This is a genomic window from Deinococcus puniceus (genome assembly GCF_001644565.1).
Classification (GTDB): domain Bacteria; phylum Deinococcota; class Deinococci; order Deinococcales; family Deinococcaceae; genus Deinococcus; species Deinococcus puniceus.
Window position 1 is genome coordinate 1,659,483 of the sequence record NZ_CP011387.1, and the last position, 16,618, is coordinate 1,676,100.

General features: G+C 63.7%; 17 protein-coding genes. 5 read left to right on the forward strand and 12 right to left on the reverse strand.

The window, feature by feature from the left end; translation table 11 throughout:
* Window positions 1-107 precede the first annotated feature (107 nt).
* The 3 genes from SU48_RS07560 to SU48_RS07565 all read right to left on the reverse strand — a co-directional run bounded on the left by SU48_RS07560 (window position 108) and on the right by SU48_RS07565 (window position 2,428).
* The gene (locus tag SU48_RS07560; RefSeq protein WP_064014721.1) at window positions 108-1,028 is read right to left on the reverse strand and encodes a histone deacetylase family protein; all 921 of its coding nucleotides are present in this window, start codon (window positions 1,026-1,028) and stop codon (window positions 108-110) included.
* Between the two features lie 410 nt (window positions 1,029-1,438).
* A complete protein-coding gene (locus SU48_RS14285; RefSeq protein ID WP_197474630.1) occupies window positions 1,439-1,615 on the reverse strand; it encodes a hypothetical protein in 177 nt (58 codons plus the stop codon).
* On the reverse strand, window positions 1,616-2,428 hold the full coding sequence (locus SU48_RS07565; protein ID WP_231881561.1) for an inositol monophosphatase family protein: 813 nt from the start codon (window positions 2,426-2,428) through the stop codon (window positions 1,616-1,618). It abuts the gene before it with no gap.
* Window positions 2,429-2,459: 31 nt separating this feature from the next.
* On the opposite strand from SU48_RS07565, the gene SU48_RS07570 reads away from it, so the two are divergent.
* Window positions 2,460-3,092 (forward strand): hypothetical protein, encoded by a 633-nt coding sequence (locus tag SU48_RS07570; RefSeq protein WP_064014722.1) that lies wholly within the window; start codon window positions 2,460-2,462, stop codon window positions 3,090-3,092.
* Window positions 3,093-3,190: 98 nt separating this feature from the next.
* On the opposite strand, the gene SU48_RS07575 is transcribed toward SU48_RS07570, so the two are convergent.
* Window positions 3,191-3,694, reverse strand: a complete 504-nt coding sequence (locus tag SU48_RS07575) for a CAP domain-containing protein (protein ID WP_064014723.1) — start codon at window positions 3,692-3,694, stop codon at window positions 3,191-3,193.
* Between the two features lie 109 nt (window positions 3,695-3,803).
* Window positions 3,804-5,855: a M3 family metallopeptidase gene (locus SU48_RS07580; protein WP_064014724.1), complete on the reverse strand. Its 2,052-nt coding sequence runs from the start codon at window positions 5,853-5,855 to the stop codon at window positions 3,804-3,806.
* A 96-nt stretch (window positions 5,856-5,951) separates the two neighbouring features.
* Between SU48_RS07580 and SU48_RS07585 the strand changes: the two genes are divergently transcribed.
* A complete protein-coding gene (locus tag SU48_RS07585) occupies window positions 5,952-6,905 on the forward strand; it encodes a GNAT family N-acetyltransferase (RefSeq protein ID WP_064015924.1) in 954 nt (317 codons plus the stop codon).
* 114 nt (window positions 6,906-7,019) lie between these two features.
* Here the strand turns inward: SU48_RS07585 and queA are convergent, their stop codons facing one another.
* Both queA and SU48_RS07595 read right to left on the reverse strand, forming a co-directional pair.
* Window positions 7,020-8,102 carry a tRNA preQ1(34) S-adenosylmethionine ribosyltransferase-isomerase QueA gene (queA, locus tag SU48_RS07590; protein WP_064014725.1) on the reverse strand — a complete coding sequence of 361 codons (1,083 nt, stop codon included), beginning with the start codon at window positions 8,100-8,102 and terminating at the stop codon, window positions 7,020-7,022.
* Between the two features lie 15 nt (window positions 8,103-8,117).
* Window positions 8,118-8,681, reverse strand: a complete 564-nt coding sequence (locus tag SU48_RS07595; RefSeq protein ID WP_064014726.1) for a LabA-like NYN domain-containing protein — start codon at window positions 8,679-8,681, stop codon at window positions 8,118-8,120.
* 286 nt (window positions 8,682-8,967) lie between these two features.
* Between SU48_RS07595 and SU48_RS07600 the strand changes: the two genes are divergently transcribed.
* Together SU48_RS07600 and SU48_RS07605 are read left to right on the forward strand one after the other, a co-directional pair.
* The gene (locus SU48_RS07600) at window positions 8,968-10,257 is read left to right on the forward strand and encodes a PLP-dependent aminotransferase family protein (protein ID WP_064014727.1); all 1,290 of its coding nucleotides are present in this window, start codon (window positions 8,968-8,970) and stop codon (window positions 10,255-10,257) included.
* Between the two features lie 163 nt (window positions 10,258-10,420).
* Window positions 10,421-10,951, forward strand: coding sequence for a MarR family winged helix-turn-helix transcriptional regulator (locus SU48_RS07605; RefSeq protein WP_064015925.1), 531 nt, complete (start codon window positions 10,421-10,423; stop codon window positions 10,949-10,951).
* A 171-nt stretch (window positions 10,952-11,122) separates the two neighbouring features.
* Here the strand turns inward: SU48_RS07605 and SU48_RS07610 are convergent, their stop codons facing one another.
* On the reverse strand, window positions 11,123-11,668 hold the full coding sequence (locus tag SU48_RS07610) for a DoxX family protein (RefSeq protein ID WP_064014728.1): 546 nt from the start codon (window positions 11,666-11,668) through the stop codon (window positions 11,123-11,125).
* Between the two features lie 207 nt (window positions 11,669-11,875).
* On the opposite strand from SU48_RS07610, the gene SU48_RS07615 reads away from it, so the two are divergent.
* Window positions 11,876-13,543: a VOC family protein gene (locus SU48_RS07615; RefSeq protein ID WP_064014729.1), complete on the forward strand. Its 1,668-nt coding sequence runs from the start codon at window positions 11,876-11,878 to the stop codon at window positions 13,541-13,543.
* Window positions 13,544-13,559: 16 nt separating this feature from the next.
* Here the strand turns inward: SU48_RS07615 and SU48_RS07620 are convergent, their stop codons facing one another.
* From SU48_RS07620 to SU48_RS07635, 4 genes are all read right to left on the reverse strand, one after another.
* Window positions 13,560-14,261 (reverse strand): DUF2259 domain-containing protein, encoded by a 702-nt coding sequence (locus SU48_RS07620; RefSeq protein ID WP_064014730.1) that lies wholly within the window; start codon window positions 14,259-14,261, stop codon window positions 13,560-13,562.
* Between the two features lie 86 nt (window positions 14,262-14,347).
* Entirely contained in the window at window positions 14,348-14,857 is a 510-nt protein-coding gene (locus SU48_RS07625) for a PsbP-related protein (protein WP_064014731.1), read from the reverse strand.
* A gap of 85 nt (window positions 14,858-14,942) precedes the next feature.
* A complete protein-coding gene (locus tag SU48_RS07630; protein WP_064014732.1) occupies window positions 14,943-15,887 on the reverse strand; it encodes an MJ1477/TM1410 family putative glycoside hydrolase in 945 nt (314 codons plus the stop codon).
* Entirely contained in the window at window positions 15,884-16,588 is a 705-nt protein-coding gene (locus SU48_RS07635) for an endo alpha-1,4 polygalactosaminidase (protein ID WP_064014733.1), read from the reverse strand. The genes SU48_RS07630 and SU48_RS07635 overlap by 4 nt, the downstream gene beginning before the upstream one ends.
* Window positions 16,589-16,618 lie beyond the last annotated feature (30 nt).

The window sequence follows — 16,618 nt, forward strand, 5'->3', positions numbered from 1 at the left end:
TAGCATAGGCAACTTTAAGGCTCTACAATGAGATTTTTTCAGCATCTTAAGACACCTAACGGCTACTAAAGGGAAGATGGGAGGGAATGAAGGCACAAAAAATCGTTTCAGTGGGCAAACACGTCTAGACCAGCCAAGACCACGCTACTGTGGGCCTCGACGGTCAGGCTGTGGTCACGGTTATAGCCGCCCGCCATCAGGGTCACCACGGGGATTCCCGCCGTCCGCGCCCAAGTCAGCACCGTGTGGTTGCGCTCGTACACCCCGTCCAACGTGAGGGCAAAGCGCCCGAAGCGGTCTCCGGCCAGCACATCGGCCCCCGCTAAGTACAGCAGCAGATCGGGCCGGAAGGCTTGCAGGGCTGGCAGCGCCGATTCCCGCAACACCGACAAGTATTCGCTGTCTGTGACGCCATCGGGCAGGCCCAGATCGAGACTGCTGCGCTCCTTTCGAAAGGGGTAGTTGCGCTCGCCGTGAATGCTGAGGGTAAAGGCGCGTGCCTCGGCCCCCAGCAGCGCCGCCGTGCCGTTGCCCTGATGCACGTCCAGATCAAGGATCGCCACGCGCCGCGCCAGCCCTTCATCCAGCGCGATCCGGGTCAGGATAGCCGCGTCGTTGACCAGACAAAAGCCCTCGGCACTGGCCGCGAACGCATGATGCGTGCCACCCGCGAGGTTCGCGCCCCAGCCCACCGCCAATGCGTCGTGCAGCGCCGCCAGAGACCCGCCCGCCGCCCGCCGCGCCCGCTCCACCACACCCAAACTCCACGGCAACCCAAAGGCGCGTTCTTCGGCAGCCGTCACCTCGCCACGCCGCCAGCGTCTCAGCCAGACCGGGTCGTGTACGCGGGCGGCGTCGGCCCAGCGGAGGTTGGGGGTGTCCAGCACGGGCAGCAGGCCAGCTAAGCGGTCACGGACTCCGGCGTACTTGTAGGCGGGAAAGCGGTGACCTTCGGGCAGGGGGAAGGTGTAGGCGGCGGGCGTGTAGGCGCGGAAGGGGTGGGAGAAGGTGGGCGGCGAGGCGGTCACGGGGCCAGTGTGGCGCGGCGGGGGGAGGGGGGTGGGATGGAATGGCACGATTTGAGGAGTTCGAATTAGCTTGAGGATTGTTGGGCTTCTCCCACGTTGGCTTCCCCCACCCCCCAGCCCCCGCCCCCAAAGGGGTCAGGGGAGTTTGTCGCTGCGCTCGGCAGGAGTGATCTTGTCGCATCCAGACTCGGCTTCCCCATTCTTCTGAAGCGGAATTGCCAGTCGTCTTGACACTGGAATGGGCCCACCCGCTGCGCGGATGACGGCCTCACACGCATTTGGGCGGGGACGTGTTGGAGTGGCGGTGTCGGGGTGGCGGTGTCGGGGGTGTTTGCTTCCTCTCTATGGGGGAAGCTCGGAGCCAGCAACGTGGGTGAGTGGGCCTTAGCAATTGCCTTTCCCACCCACCCCTACCCGTTCTCCCTCAACTCCCGCAGAATCCAGAATCCCAAGGCATTCAGCGCCAGCACGAAGGCCAACGATCCCAGCGCCGCCCCGATTTCGCCGCGCCCGAACTGCATGATGATGCTGAACAGGCCGCCTAGATTGAGGCTGACAAGGAGAACGAGCAGCAGACCGGGAAGCACTTAACTTCCGCCTTCTTGCAACACTCCCAGCAATTCGGCGTGCAGCAGGCGGTTGGTGGCCACGATCATCTCTCCGTGCGGGGTGGGCACTCCTCCAGCGTCGGACACGTGGCCGCCCGCTTCTTGCAAGATCAGGCTTCCGGCGGCCACGTCCCAGCGTTTTACACCGATTTCCCAGTAGGCGTCCATGCGCCCGCAGGCCACGTTGCACAGGTCTAAGGCCGCCGCTCCGGGACGGCGAACCGGAATGCCCAGCCGCAGCAGGCGGGCCACCAGTGCCAGATTGCGTTCGCCGCTGTTGTCGTAGGGAAATCCGGTGGCAACGAGGGCGGGCGTGGTCAGGGTGGGCGTGGCACTCACGGCGAGGGGTTGGCCGTTCAGGAATGAGCCGCCGCCCAGTGTGGCCGTAAACAGTTCGTCGCGCGTGGGATCGAACACCGCACCCGCGATGGCCTCTCCCCGGTATTCCAGCGCCACCGAGGCACAAAACACTGGGTAGCCGTGCGCGTAGTTCACCGTGCCGTCCAGCGGGTCGACCACCCAGCGGAAGTCTGATTTGGCTTCTATTTCACCCAAGCCTTCTTCTTCACCCAGCACGGCATGATCGGGATAAGTCTCGGCTATGACGGCGCGGATGACCCGTTCGGCTTCACCGTCCACCTCGGTGACCAGATCGGCGTAGGTGGTTTTGGTCTGCACGATGCGGGCCGTGCCCAAGTGCACCAGATGCACGGCCCCCGCTGCCCGCGCCGCCGCGACAGCCACAGCCAAGAAGGGGGCGAGATCAGACAGAATGGAAGCAAGTGCAGTCACGTACAGAGTGTAGAGGCTCAGAATGGTGGGGATGAATTTTTCCCGAATCTTGCTCCTCGCGGTGGCTGCGGCGGCCCTGACGGGCTGTACCCCGGTGCAGAACGTGGCCACCCTGAACTTCCGGGCAGGCGTGGCAGGCGGCGAGATAGATGCGGCGACGCTGTTGCCCACGCAACTCGTCCCCGCAGACCGCCTTTTGGATGTCCCCGAGGCCGTAGAACGTGCCCCAGACGGCAGCGTGATCGTGGCCTGTCAAGCGGGGCCGCGTGGCGCTTTGTCGTGGGGCCTGTGCAGCCACATCACGCGCAAGCTCTCGGCAGGGCTGCTGACCGAATCGCCCAACCTGTTCGCAGGCGGCGTGCAAACCGTACCGACGTCTACCCTGTACCGCCGCGCCGTCGTCATCGTGCTGGACACAGGCGTGACCTTGGACAAGCTGCCCGCGCTGAGGGCCGAAGCCCAACGCCTGAACCGTGCCCCCTACAGCGTGGGCGGAATGGGGCCGGACTACGACTGCTCGACTTATCAAAACGCCCTGCAACGCGCCGCCGGACTGCCGGACGTGGTGCCCCGCAATGCGTGGGGAATTTATCTGCCGCAAGACGCGGTGGCTGGGGGCCGAGTGCTGTGGGTAGGGATTCAGAAAGGAGAGGGTGGATCGTAGAACGTGGGAAAGGCGCAGGTGGAGATGAGCGTTAGAACTGTTGGCCTTGAACTCTGGCAGAACGCCTCAAGCTCAGCCCCGCACTTCCACACGTCACCTCAACGCGGCTGGCTGCTCAACACCACCACATACGACGTGCCCCGCGAACCCTGCACGATGCTGGCTCCGGCGTGGGTGTAACGGGCCTCGTTCATCCAGAAGCAGTGAACAGGGGAGTTAAGCCACCAACGAATGGCCGCTTCGGGGTTCAGGCCCGTGCCCATAAAGATGATTTCGGTGACGCTGACCGCATTGACGCCGCTGCTGGCTGCCCGGATGCGGGGCGTGCTTCCGCCTGCTCCCGTATGGCTGATACGCCCACTGGCGGTCATGTAGTTGGCCTGAATACGGGCAGCCTGCGCGTGGGTGTTGCTGAAGGCCAAAGCTCCGGCGGCGGGTCGGCGGCCACTGCCGGGACAAGTGACGCCCTGCGCCCGCGCCGCGTTCAGGCGGGCCAGCAACTGCGACTCTGCGGAGGTCTGGGCGACAGCGCTGGCAGAAGCAACCACCGCGAGAAGACCCAGAACGTGCCGAAAGCCGTGCCAAAAGAAACGCTTAAGCATGTGAAGGGATTCTAAACGCTAAGGCTGTGTGTAGGCTGTGAGGATCAAGTGGAGAGATATGAGAAAAGGCGGCGCTGCACTGGGCAACACCGCCTTTACACATTGAGTTTTACGCCTCCAGTAGTCCACTGCGGCGCAGTAGAGCGTCGGGGTCGGGGCCGCGTCCCATGAACTCTTGGTACAGTTGCGCGGCTTCGGCGCTGTTGCCCCGGCTGAGCACAGCGTCCACGAAGGCGCGGCCCGTGTCGCGGTTGAAGATGCCCTCGGCGGCAAAGCGCGAGAAGGCGTCGGCGTCCAGCACTTCGGCCCATTTATAGGAATAGTAGCCAGCCCCGTAGCCCACCGGACTGCTGAACAAGTGCCCGAATTGCGCGGCTCGGGCGTAGTCTTCGGCCAGTGGGTAGGGGTAAAAGCGGGCCATCACGTCGCGGGCCACCGCTATCGGGTCTTCATCGCCTTCGGGGTCAAATTCCACGTGCAGCGTGAGATCCATCAGGCCAAAGGAATATTGGCGCATAGAGGAGTTGGCGGCGCGGAAGTTGCGGGCGCGGGTCATGCGGTCAAACAGGTCGGCGGGCAGTGGCTCCCCGGTCTGCCAGTGGGCGGCGATCAGATCCAGCGCGTCCCGTTCGGCCACCCAGTTTTCCATGATCTGGCTGGGCAACTCCACAAAATCCCACGCCACGCGGGTTCCGCTGAGGCTGCGAACGGGAACGCGAGACAGGGCATGGTGGAGCAGGTGGCCGAATTCATGGAAGACGGTTTCCACTTCGCGGATAGACAGCAGCGCGGGCGTGTCGCCGCTGGGCGGGGTCATGTTGCCGCACATCAGGCCCAAATGGGGTTCTACACCTTGCTCGCGCGGGCCGCCCGTGATCAGGCCGTTCATCCACGCGCCGCTGCGTTTGGAGTCGCGGGGGAACCAGTCGGTGTAAAAACTGGCGATGTGCGTGCCCGATTCGTCCTGAATATCGTAAAAGCGAACCTCGGGATGCCAGACGGGGGCGCTCGATTCCTTGACGGTCACGCCGAAAATGCGGGTCACGATGTCGAACATGCCGTTCATCACGCGGTCAAGCGGGAAATAGGGGCGCAGGGCTTCCTCGTCGAAGTCGTATTCGGCCTGACGCTGCTTTTCGGCCCAGTAGCCGATGTCCCAACCCATCAGCGCGGGGGCATCCTGTCCGGCGTGCTGGCGGTAAAAGGCGTCCAGCTCGGCGTTCTCGCGCTCGAAGGCGGGGCGGGTGCGGGCCTCTAGGTCGCGCAGGAATTTCAGAGGAACGTCTCCCCCACCCGTCATGCGGTCTTCCAGCACGTAGTCGGCGAAGTCGCGGAAGCCCAGCAAGCGGGCCTGCTCGCGGCGCAGTTTCAGGATTTCGCGCACGTGCGGGCGGTTGTCGCGGCCTTCCTGCACGCCCGTACTCTGCGACGCCTCCCACAGCTCGCGGCGCAACTCGCGGTCATCGGCGTAGGTCAGGATCGGTTCCACCACCGGCATATGCAGCGTCAGGCGGTGGCCCTCTTTGCCGTGCGCCTCGGCATCGGCGCGGGTGGCGTCCAGCACCCGCCCCGGCACTCCGGCTAGGCGTTCGGTGGACACGTACAGTTCAAAGGCAGCGGTAGAGTCCAGCACGTTCTTGGAAAACTCGTTGGTGATCTGGGCCAAGCGGGTGTTCAGGGCCATCAGGCGGTCTTTTTGCTCGGCGGGCAGGTCGGCCCCCTCGCGGCGGAATTCGTCGATGGTCAGTTTCAGGTGACGTGCCCGCACGGGGTCGAGGGCGCGGCCCGCGTCGGTGTCGGCGTAGGCTTTCACGGCGGCCCACAGGCCCGGATGCAGGCTGAGCTGCGTATAGAACTCGCTGACTTTGGGAATGATGGCTTTCTTGGCCGCCTGCCACGCCTCGTCGCTGATCACGCTGTCGAGGTGATACACGATGGTGCTGACGGTTTGCAGTTGGGCGGTCAGGTCGTCCAGATCGGCCATAAAGCCCTCGAAGCCGCGCTCGCCCGCTGCCGCCAGATGATCCAGCCGGGTTTGCGTGGCCGCAATCAGCGTCTCTATGGCTTCCTCGGCGTGCTGGGGGCGAATCTGATCGAACGGAATGCGGAAGCCGACATTCAGCAGCGGGTTGCTGCTCTGCACAGGTGTTGGATTGCTCATAGACTGAGTATAGAAGGCTGGAATGGGGTCGGTTCATGAATGTGAGACAAGCCGAATGGCGGATGTGCCGGGGCGCGGGCCGTGCTGTGCTGGTGCATGGTTGACCTATCGCCCGAACTGACTTGGCACACGCCCACAGACCTGAATCGCTTGGCCGATTTGCTGAGCGCCGCCCACCCCGACGCCCCCATCACCGCCGCCGAACTGGAACGGCTGGAGCGGGGCCACTTGCCCAGCGAAGTGCATAGGCGCGGGGTGATAGAAGAAAACGGCGTCTGGGTGGGCCTGTATGAAGTCGATACGCCCCGGAGCGACTCGCACGCGGGCTGGCTGAGCATTTCCGTCTGTACCTTGCCCACACATACGGCGCTTGGAGAAGTGCTGCTGGCACGGGCCGAAGCGGTGGCTGCCGAATGCGGCGCACACACGCTGCTGAGCCGTGCACGGGAAGACTGGTGGGAACTGCCGCTGCTTCAATCGCACGGCTACCGCGAGCATGACCGGCTGTGGAGCAGCACGCTTGACCTGACCAAATTGGACTTCGCCGCTTTTGCCGCGCAGGAGCAAAAAGCGCACGCCGCCGGAATCCAGATTCGGCCCCTCAGCGAATTAGGGCCATTTGATGAAGCGCAGCAATTTCGGCTGTATACCCTGATCGCCGCCCTCCTGCGCGATGTGCCCAGCACGTCTCCGGTCAAGGTGTGGCCGTTCGAAACGTGGCAACTGCGGATCGTGGATCAGATTGACCCTGCAGGTCTATTTGTAGCGGTAGGCCCGGACGGCGAGTGGGTGGGCGTGAATGAATTGTATTTGGTCAGCACGGCGCATCCCCACACGCTCCGCAATGGGCTGACTGGCGTGCTGGCCCACTGGCGCGGTCACGGCGTCGCTTACGCCCTTAAGCTGGCTTCGGCCCGCGCTGCACTGGCACGCGGATTTACACATGTTCGCACCGGGAATCACAGCATCAACGCGCCGATGCTGGGGATTAATGAGCGACTGGGATTTGTGCGGGAAACAGCGTGGGTGACGGTGAAGAAGGGAGTGTAGAGAGATCGTGGTGGGTGGATCGTGGGAACAGCGCGGGTGGGCAGAAATGTCAAGATTCTGAGCTTGAAGTTTGGGAACACCCCTAGAGGTTCATTTCACATCTCTACGATCCACCTACAGCTCACCACGCTCCAAAATCATCGCGTCACCCAACGAATAGAACCTGTAATCGCCCTCCAGCGCGGCAGCGTAAGCAGCTTGAATACGATCTACACCCGCAAAGGCGGCCACCAGCAGCAGCAAGGTGCTTCCGGGGAGGTGCAGGTTGGTAATCAGCAGATCGGGCACGCGCACGGGCGTTCCGGGGGTGATGAAAATCTGGGTATCGCCCTCGCCCGCTTGCACCTGTCCTGCCCTGTCCACCGCACTTTCCAGCGCCCGCACGGTGGTTGTGCCAACAGCCACGATGCGGCGGCCTTCTGCCCTAGCCGTGTTGATGGCCTCCGCCGTCGCCGCGCTGATGGAATAGCGTTCGGCGTGCATCACATGGTCGGCCACGCTGCCGGAGATGGGGCGGAAGGTGCCCGCGCCCACGTGCAGGGTGATGGCGGTGCGCTGCACGCCCATTGCTTCCAACTCGGCCAGCAGTTCGGGAGTAAAATGCAGGCCCGCCGTAGGAGCCGCCACGCTGCCGGGTTCGCAGGCATACACCGTCTGGTAGCGTTCGCGCCAGCGTTCGTCGTTGTCGCCTGCGTCGATGTAGGGCGGCAGCGGCAAACGCCCGATGGTGTCGAGGTGCGGCTTGATGTCGTATTCGAAGCGCAACAGGCGTGCGCCGTCGTCCAGTTGGCCCACGATTTCGGCGCGGTGGGGAGCGTCGGGCGGGCCGAGCAGGAGTTCGGGGCCAGCACGTTTGGCGGGTTTCAGGTAGGCAGACCAGAGGTGCGCCCCCAAGTCAGTACCGTATTCCTCTCGCAGCAGCATCACTTCCACCTGCCCGCCGCCGAAGCCGTTCTGCACGGGCTTGCGGGCCATCACGCGGGCCGGAATGACCCGGCTTTCGTTGAAGACCAGCAGATCGCCGGGACGCAGCAGGCTGGGCAAGTCGCGGAAGGTCAGATGCGCTATTTCGTTCCCCACCACCATCAGGCGGGAGGAGTCGCGGGGTTCTGCACCCAATTGGGCGATGCGCTCCGGCGGCAGCATGAAGGCCAACTGCGCCAGCACCGCATCCGGGTTCAAGTGAGAATCGGGCATGTCAGAGGACGGGGATCAAGGCTCCAGCGCGGGCGCTTCTTCGGCGCGGGCGGGCTTGTGGCGGGCAGGCATCAGGCCGCCCTCTATGTCGGGCAGGTGCATAAAGCGGTCTGCGGCGTCGATCAGTTTTTGGGCCGTATGTTCGCGGAAAGAAATCACTTCGACCCGCTTGCCGCGCTCCTGAAGCACTTCCACGATGTCGGTGAAATCCCCGTCGCCGCTGCCCAGCACCACGATGTCGAGGTGATCGCACAGGCGCACCATATCGGCCACGATGCCCATATCCCAGTTGCCCTCATAAATAGCCTTGCCGCCCTCGGTGACGTGGTGCAGCGTCAGGTTCATGCGGCGCACCTTGAACCCCAGCGTAGACAATTTGTAGATGAAGGGGCGGGCAGTGGCCTCGTTTTCACGCTCCACGGTGTAGGCGATGGCATGCACGAGTTCGCGGTTGTCGGTACTCACGCGCATCAGCGTTTCGAAGTTGACGGTGCGCTCCAGCAGATCGCGGGCGGAGTGGTACAGGTTCTGGGTATCGATGAACACACCGACGCGGGGACGGGAAACGACGTATTGCATTGGGAATTCTCCTGTTGGGGTGTTGCGCGGCGCAGACGGTTTGGGTGAGTCGGCGCAGGGCAGCGGAAAGAAACGCGGTGGAAAATGAGCGGACAGAAACGGAAATGAACAAATGGAGTGTAAATGCCCCCGGGGGAACGCGGCAAGAAGCATAGGCCTGCCATCTGTGCGAAGGTGTAAGAATTTTAACAAAAGTGGGATTGGAAATGGCAGATAGGCCTTCAGCTCTGCTGGCCGCCCTACATAACTCGCTGCACCGGGCGGCCCAGACCGTTACGCTGGGGGCATGACAACGGACGCGATCATTCCAGCCGGCTTGGCGGCGGCGCAGGCGGCTTATGCAGAATTGCAGGGGCAAAAGCTGAAACTGAACATGCAGCGCGGCCAGCCCAGCGACGCCGATTTCGACCTCTCCAACGGCCTGCTGACTGCGTTGGGGGAAACAGACACGCATCAGGACGGCCTCGACCTCCGCAACTATCCGGGCGGCGTTCACGGCCTGCCCAGTGCGCGGGCGCTGTTTGCGGCCTACTTAGACCTCAAGGCCGAAAACGTACTGGTCTGGAACAACTCGAGCCTAGAATTGCAGGGCCTGCTGCTCAGCTTTGCCCTTCTGCACGGCGTCCGGGGCAGCACGGGCGGCTGGGTCAAGCTGCTGGACAGCCAGAAGCCCAAGATGATCGTGACCCTGCCCGGCTATGACCGTCACTTTTTGCTGCTGGAAACGCTGGGCTTCGAACTCCTGACCGTCGCCATGCAGCCCGACGGCCCCGACGTGGACGCCATCGCCCGGATCGCGGGCCGCGACGCTTCCGTGAAGGGTGTGCTGTTCGTGCCCACTTATTCCAATCCGGGCGGCGAGAGCATCAGCGCGGCCAAGGCGGCGAGACTGGCCGGAATCAAGGCGGCGGCGGCAGATTTCACCATCTTTGCCGACGATGCCTACCGCGTGCATCACCTCTCGGACACCGACCAAGACGCACCCGTGAATTTTGTGACGCTGTGCCGCGACGCCGGATTTCCTGACCGCGCCTTCGTGTTCGCCAGCACCAGCAAGGTCACGTTTGCCAGCGGCGGCCTCGGCTTCGTGGGCAGCAGCGAAGACAATATCGCTTGGGCCACCAAGTATCTGAACGCCCAGAGCATCGGCCCCAACAAGCTGGAGCAGGCCCGTCACGTGCGCTTTTTGGCCCAGTACGAGGGCGGTCTAGAAGGCTTGATGCGTGACCACGCCCGCCTGATCGCGCCCAAGTTTCAGGCCGTATACACCACGCTGGCGCAGGAATTGGGCGAGTCGGGCGAATACGCCACGTGGACGACGCCCAAGGGCGGCTACTTCATCAGCCTCGATACCACTGAACCTGTGGCGGCGCGGGTCGTTCAACTGGCCGACATGGCCGGAGTGAGCCTGACGCCCGCCGGGGCCACCTATCCGGGCGGCAAAGACCCCACCGGACGCAATATCCGCTTGGCCCCCACGCGCCCCCCAGAAGCCGAAGTCTTCGCGGCCATGAAAGCCGTCGCCACCTGTATCCGGCTGGCGACAGAAGAATACCGCGCAGGCCGAACCGCATAGAGCTTGTTTGGAGTGGGCACAAAAAGAGGCTGACCGCGCTGTGTTTTGGCGTTGCCAGCCTCTTTTTTCGGGCCTGACGTCAGACCGAGCCGCTCCCCCCCAACTGCACCGCCGGACATTCCGGCTTGATTTTCTGGCCGCTGACCCCGAGGATGACGCCTATATGCCCACCCGTTACTCTGGAACGCCCGAGGAGCGCCGGGCGCTGGAGGCGTACATCAAGCTCTGGCGCGCCGCACACGCCGTTGAAGTGACGGCCAACCGCCACCTGTCTGCCTACGATCTCACCATCAGCCAATTCGGAGTCATCGAGGCGCTGTATCACCTCGGCCCCCTGAGCCAGCGCCAACTGGCCGACAAAATTCTGCGTTCCAGCGGCAACCTGACGATGGTCATTGACAATCTGGAGCGCGACGGGCTGGTGCGCCGTGACCGCGATCCGGTAGACAGGCGCGTGGTCAACGTGTCGCTGACGCCGCAGGGGGAGGCCCTGATAGACAGCGTGCTGCCTCAGCATGTGCGCGGGATTCACGACCTGTTTACCATCCTGACGCCCGAGGAACTGATTCAGCTGGCAGCCCTGACGCGCAAGCTGGGATTGGGCTTGGCGGAGAAGGAAAACGGAGCGCAGCAGAAGACCCGTAAGCGTGGCGCGGGAGCGGCAGAACCGATCCGGGCCAACGCGGAGGATTAGGCGGGTGGGAAGGTCTGGTTTCTGGCTGGGGTGAGAGCTGGAGGTGGAGGGTGAACCCCCCAGTCTGCTTCGCAGCCAGCCCCCCTTAGAGGGGAGCGCAAGAGCCTTTGTCCTCCCCTCTAAGGGGGGGCGTTGCGCTAGCAACGGGGGGGTTCACCTTCCAGCGTCAATCTACGAGCGGTGCGCCTGAATTTCCTCGGCCACCCGCGCGGCCTTGCGGTCTGTGATCAGACGTCCGCCGCGTGCCGTAGACCCCACGACCAGCGCCGCCGAGATGATCACGAAGTTTTTGATGATGTACTGGCCCTCTAACGTAGGCACGAAGGGAAAGATTTTAAAAGTCTCGGCAGGGAAAAACAGCAACGGCAGGAACGTTCCGGCCATCTGCGCGAACAGCAGGAACAGGGTGGCCCGCAGGAAACGCCCCGACAGCAGCCCCAGCCCGATCAGGCATTCCCACGCGGCCAGCACGGGCAAACTGACATTGGCAGGCACAACGCCAAACGTCAGCACCGAGATGGTACGGGTCGCCAAGCCCTCGGCGGTGCTGACGCCGGGGAAGAATTTCAGGACGCCGAACCAGAGGAAAATCAGGCCGATGGACAGGCGCAGCAGTGTGATGCCGTGCCGTCCGAACCAGCCCACGATTTCCAGATCAAGGTGATTGATGCGGGCAGCAAGCGGATGCAGGGCGCGGCGGCCAGTGTTGTCGGTCATACGGCTTCCTCCCAGCCCCGGCAGGAATTGAATAGCCCCGCCGAGGCTCTGGCCCTATTGTCGTGACCGAGTGGGCAGACATCTGCCCCGCAACTCCATACCGATCCCTCACCCTTCTGGACAAGTGCTTCAGCATTTGTTGAGGCAACTGAAACGCCCCGCTCAGACCCGCTTTAAAATCGTTCAATGTTAAGTTACTCTAGTGACATGACCCTCTCCCCTTCCACGCCGGACACTTCTCCTGTGCAGGGCCTTCACCACGTCACGGTGATGGCGCAAGACCCGCAGCGCAACATCGATTTTTATTCGCAGACGCTGGGGCAACGGCTGGTGAAGGTGACGGTGAACTTTGACGATCCCGGCACTTACCATTTGTATTACGGCGATCACACCGGGCAACCCGGCACGATCATGACCCATTTCCCCTGGCCCGCCGCCAAAAAGGGTGTGCGCGGGAATGGCGAAGTGGTGGCAACGGCCTACAGCGCCCCGCGTGCATCGGAAGCCTACTGGCGCGAGCGGCTGACCGCGCACGGCTTTGCTCTGAAAGAAGACCTGCGCTTTGGCGAGCGCGTGCTGACGCTGGAAGACCCGGACGGCACGTGGGTGGAACTGGTGTTCGACGATGGCCAACCCGTGCAACCTTGGCCCGCTTCGCCCGTACCCGCCGAACACGAGTTGCGCGGCTTTCATTCGGTCACGGCGTGGGTGGGTGACACCCAGCCCGTGCGGGCGTTGTTGGTGGGGCAGTTGGGGTTTGGAGAGGACAGCACTGAGGAAGGGACGGAAGGCCAGCGCACCCGCTTTAGAGGCAGTGGCAGCGGCGTGGGCCTGTATGTAGACGTAGTGGCGCGGCCCGGCCAGCCACGCGGCACCTTCGGGGCGGGCAGCGTGCATCATGTGGCCCTGCGTACCCGCAACGACGCCGAGCAGTTGGCCTACCTGCAAACGCTGACGGCGGCAGGCTTCCGGCCCACGCCTGTACAAGACCGCCAGTATTTTCATTCCATCTATTTCCGGGAGCCCAATGGCGTCCTGTTCGAGATTGCCACCGACGCCCCCGGTTTTCCCGACGACGAAGCGGTAGAGGAACTGGGCAAGCACCTGAAACTGCCCGCGTGGTACGAGGCCCAGCGCCCCGCCATAGAAGCCAACGCGCCCAAAATCGTGAGCCGCGAATACGGGGTGACCATCGGCAACCGCGACCTGAGTGCCGCGCAGGACGCAGCGCCAGACGATCTTGAGGAAGCGGGCGGTGTGCAAGTGTATGCAGCGGGCCGCCCCTTGGCCGAGGCGCGGGTGGCGATGGTGCTGCTGCACGGGCGCGGCGGCACGGCAGCCGACATCCTGAGCCTGTCTGACGATCTGAACCTCAGCGCCTTTGCCTACCTTGCCCCGCAAGCCGAGGGGAACACGTGGTATCCGCAGTCGTTTTTGGCTCCGGTGGCGCAGAACCAGCCGCACTTAGACCGGGCATTGGGGGCGGTGGGCGCGGTGATAGACGCGCTGGGGGAACAGGGAATCGGGCCAGAGAACGTGGTACTGGGCGGCTTTTCTCAGGGCGCGTGCTTGGCGTTGGAATATGCCAGCCGCGCCGCCGCGCAGGGCAGGCGCTTGGGCGGCGTGGTGGCCCTCAGCGGCGGCCTGATCACGCTGGATCAGGGGGGCGATCTGGGCGGCACACCCGTGTTTATGGGCGTCGCGCCCGACGATGCCCACATTCCGCTCAGCCGCTTTCAGGCCAGCGCCGATCACCTGCGGGCACGCGGGGCCGCCGTAGACGCCCGCGTGTATCCGGGGCTGGGGCATTCCATCAACAAAGATGAATTGGACGCCGTGCGCCGGGTGATGCAGGGCGTGGCGGGGCTGGTTTAGCCCCACTTCTCCGCCGCTATTTCAGCGTGACGGCCACAAATACGGGATCGGCGTCTGGGCCCTCAAAGCCGATGCCGTAGGCCCGTAGCGTGAATAGGGCGCGGTTGCCCCGCACATCCACCCGTTCCAGACTGTAGCGGGCGGCGCAGGAGCGGGCAGCAGGCAAGACCTTATCCTGATACACCACGCGCCCCCGCACGCTCAGGCGAAAGCCGGACGCGACATCGCCGGGGTTGAAGTACTCCTGCGGGCACTTGGACGGCAGGCGAAACACATCGAGCTTGATGGGTGCGAAAACGCCCGCCGTCCAGAGTGAAACAGAGGTAGTGCGGCGCTGCCCCGCCCCGATGCCGTCTGACCACGAAGCATATCCGGTGGAGTACACGCGGCGGTAACGCGGAACGGACGTCACCCCCGGATTCAGTCCCGATTGGGCAAAAATATTGACCACAGGCGCAGAGGTCAGCACTTGCGCCAACACGGCGGGGGCCGTCGCTTCTTCAACGTCTTTTTGAACGGTGTAGACGGTGGCCCCGCTAGACGTATTCAGCACGTCGATCTGCGCCGCGCCGAAGCCGCTGCCGTCCAGTTCGCCGGAGGTGACGGCGACAACCCGGTGGCTGGACGGCGAGAACGCCACCCGAACGATGTCTAGCCGGTTGCCTGCCCACGCAGTAGAGGCCAAGAGGATCAAGGCCGGAAAAAAAAGTCGCCGCATGGCTTACCGTACACCGGCTGGGGGCAGGCACCCCCTTTAGGGAGGATTGCTGGCGCTGCCTAAAGCCTTAGACGCCCCCTGCACTATCAGAACCGCACACTGTTCAGGATCTTGCTGAACGTCGCGCTGGCCGCTGCATACCGAGCAGGCGTATCGGTGAGTTGGAAGGAATAGATATTCTTGGCTCCGTTGCCGTACCACACGCGCAGGCGCAGTTGGCCTTCCTTGATGGTCAGGGTGTATTCGCGCTCCTGCCCGGTCACGCCGCCGTAGCTCGCGGCCTTGCTGCTCAGCAGTTTCAGGGTGGCTCCACTGGTCTTCACGCCCGACTCGAAGTTCTGGTATTCGGTGGCGAGGTTCACGGCCCGCCCGGCCTTGCTGGCAAACAGCAGGCGCACCAGCGATGCGGGTTTGGTCTTGGCCGACAGCAGGCTCACGCCGTTGGTGTCGTCTTTAAAGTCGATGCCCACCCAGCCCTGCGGGTAACTAAACGAAAACGGCAATTTGGGATCGCTGAACTTGATCAGGGTTTGTGCGCCCGCCAACGGAAGAAGCGAAACCAGGGCCGAAGCCAGCAACATGCGGGAAACCTTCATGGGCTGCACCGTACCAACCGAATGTGAGTGCAGCGGGTGAATTGGGTGGGGGCGCGGCCAGAGTGAGAACAGCCAGCGGTCAGACTCAGCGGGAGGGCGGCAGCGTATTGAGCGCCACAGTCGTCACATACGGCACCAGACCTGCCTGCCGCGCTTTGGCATAAATGCTGGAAATCAACGCGGGCTTGTTGGCATAATCCAGCGTCAGCACCGGCTTTCCAGCCTTCTTCCAGAGGTGGTAGTCGGCCAGTTGCGTCCGCTTCCGCTGTGATTCGGTGGGGCGGTCTGTGGCGTACACGAAGGTTTCTTCCTGCCCGGTGGCGTCCACGCAGGCGGCGTAGCGCGGGTCTTTCAGCAGGTCGGCGGCGTTTTGAGGAATGATCAGAAATTCGGGATCGCGGGCGCGGGCATGGGCAGCGATCCGGCACACCCAAGTCACCATGTCGGCGCGGGCGGTGACACGCCCCGGATTGCGCTGGTAAGCGTCGATCAAGTCCATATAGGTGCCGTGAAATCCGGCGTCTATGGCCCGGTCAAGCTGCGCGAGGGCGATGCGCTGCCAATCGGCGTTCCAGTAGGCTACGTCGTAGTTGCCGGGCCAATCCGGGTCTTCTTGCAGCAGCCACGCCGGGTTGCCCACGCGCCAGCCGGGTTTCCAGTACGGGCGGTAACTTTCGGCGGCCCCCATGCTCAGGTAAGCGATCAAGAGTTTGCCCTGTGCTGATGTGCCCTGTGAGGCCCGCGAGACTTCACTTTTTGTCCACGGCACGGCGTTGTCGTCGGTGGGATCGATAACCACCAGATCAAATTCGCCCTGAACGACATTGGTCAGGCGCTTCTGGCCGTAGCCGGTGAGTTGAATGCCCCAAGTGGTCACGGCCATGAGTTTCTGGTGGCGAGACAGGGTCGCAGAAGCCGCCGCTTGGCTCTGCCATACAAAGGATGGCCGTACAGAGGAAGGCCCCGGAGAGGAACCGGACAGCGAGTACAGCAGCAGCGCGGGCCAGAGGGTGGAAGCAAAGGGAATCATAAACCTCCGGGCAGGGTCAGGTCACGGTTGGTGACGAAGGTAGGCACAGCGTACTGCGCGGCGCGGGCGCGGGCAAAGGCGATCAGTTTGGGCTTGGCGGCGTAGTCCAGAGCAAACACGGGCAGGCCAGCGGCCCGGAGAACAGCCAGCCAGTGGGCCGTATACGCCAGCCCTTCCCGGTCGTGGGCCGCCAGCCGGGGCGAATGCGTGGTACTGAAGGCCTCGAACAAGACGGACTGAACGAGTGGGGTCAGCCCCGGCAGCAGGCCGAAGCCCCGGTTCGCCATCAGCGTGGCTTGGGGAGCAGCAGCCCGCAACGCCCTCACCAACTCCAGCGTGGCGGCGGGGTCGGCACTGTCCAGCGTATCCAGCAACAGGCCGTCGGTATGTTCTAGCACCTGTTCTGCACGCATCAGCACCACTTCGCGCCAAGCCGGATGGCCTGCGTCGACCACCACGCTGCCCCACTCTGCATTCACGCCGCAGTGGTACGGGGCGCTGCCGGGCACACACGCCACGTCTCCGAAAGCGTGATCTTCCCCCACACTCAGGTAGCCCAGCACGCGGGTTCCGCCCGCCCGTAAGGCCTGCAAGTCGGCAGGGGCGTACAGCGTAGGATGCAGCACCACCACGTCAAAGCCCCCCAGCGTGCTGACAGCCTGCCGGGTGGCGGGGCCGTAGTACACGCTGAGGGGGCACATGCTCAGGGCGCGGCGAGGGAGAAAGGGAGA

Excerpts from the sequence above, each read along its gene's own strand:
- SU48_RS07570 (WP_064014722.1), top strand. The coding sequence starts at position 2,460 with ATGAATTTTTCCCGAATCTTGCTCCTCGCGGTGGCTGCGGCGGCCCTG.
- SU48_RS07575 (WP_064014723.1), bottom strand. The coding sequence starts at position 3,694 with ATGCTTAAGCGTTTCTTTTGGCACGGCTTTCGGCACGTTCTGGGTCTT.
- SU48_RS07580 (WP_064014724.1), bottom strand. The coding sequence starts at position 5,855 with ATGAGCAATCCAACACCTGTGCAGAGCAGCAACCCGCTGCTGAATGTC.
- SU48_RS07585 (WP_064015924.1), top strand. The coding sequence starts at position 5,952 with ATGGTTGACCTATCGCCCGAACTGACTTGGCACACGCCCACAGACCTG.
- queA (WP_064014725.1), bottom strand. The coding sequence starts at position 8,102 with ATGCCCGATTCTCACTTGAACCCGGATGCGGTGCTGGCGCAGTTGGCC.
- SU48_RS07595 (WP_064014726.1), bottom strand. The coding sequence starts at position 8,681 with ATGCAATACGTCGTTTCCCGTCCCCGCGTCGGTGTGTTCATCGATACC.
- SU48_RS07600 (WP_064014727.1), top strand. The coding sequence starts at position 8,968 with ATGACAACGGACGCGATCATTCCAGCCGGCTTGGCGGCGGCGCAGGCG.
- SU48_RS07605 (WP_064015925.1), top strand. The coding sequence starts at position 10,421 with ATGCCCACCCGTTACTCTGGAACGCCCGAGGAGCGCCGGGCGCTGGAG.
- SU48_RS07610 (WP_064014728.1), bottom strand. The coding sequence starts at position 11,668 with ATGACCGACAACACTGGCCGCCGCGCCCTGCATCCGCTTGCTGCCCGC.
- SU48_RS07615 (WP_064014729.1), top strand. The coding sequence starts at position 11,876 with ATGACCCTCTCCCCTTCCACGCCGGACACTTCTCCTGTGCAGGGCCTT.
- SU48_RS07620 (WP_064014730.1), bottom strand. The coding sequence starts at position 14,261 with ATGCGGCGACTTTTTTTTCCGGCCTTGATCCTCTTGGCCTCTACTGCG.
- SU48_RS07625 (WP_064014731.1), bottom strand. The coding sequence starts at position 14,857 with ATGAAGGTTTCCCGCATGTTGCTGGCTTCGGCCCTGGTTTCGCTTCTT.
- SU48_RS07630 (WP_064014732.1), bottom strand. The coding sequence starts at position 15,887 with ATGATTCCCTTTGCTTCCACCCTCTGGCCCGCGCTGCTGCTGTACTCG.
- SU48_RS07635 (WP_064014733.1), bottom strand. The coding sequence starts at position 16,588 with ATGTGCCCCCTCAGCGTGTACTACGGCCCCGCCACCCGGCAGGCTGTC.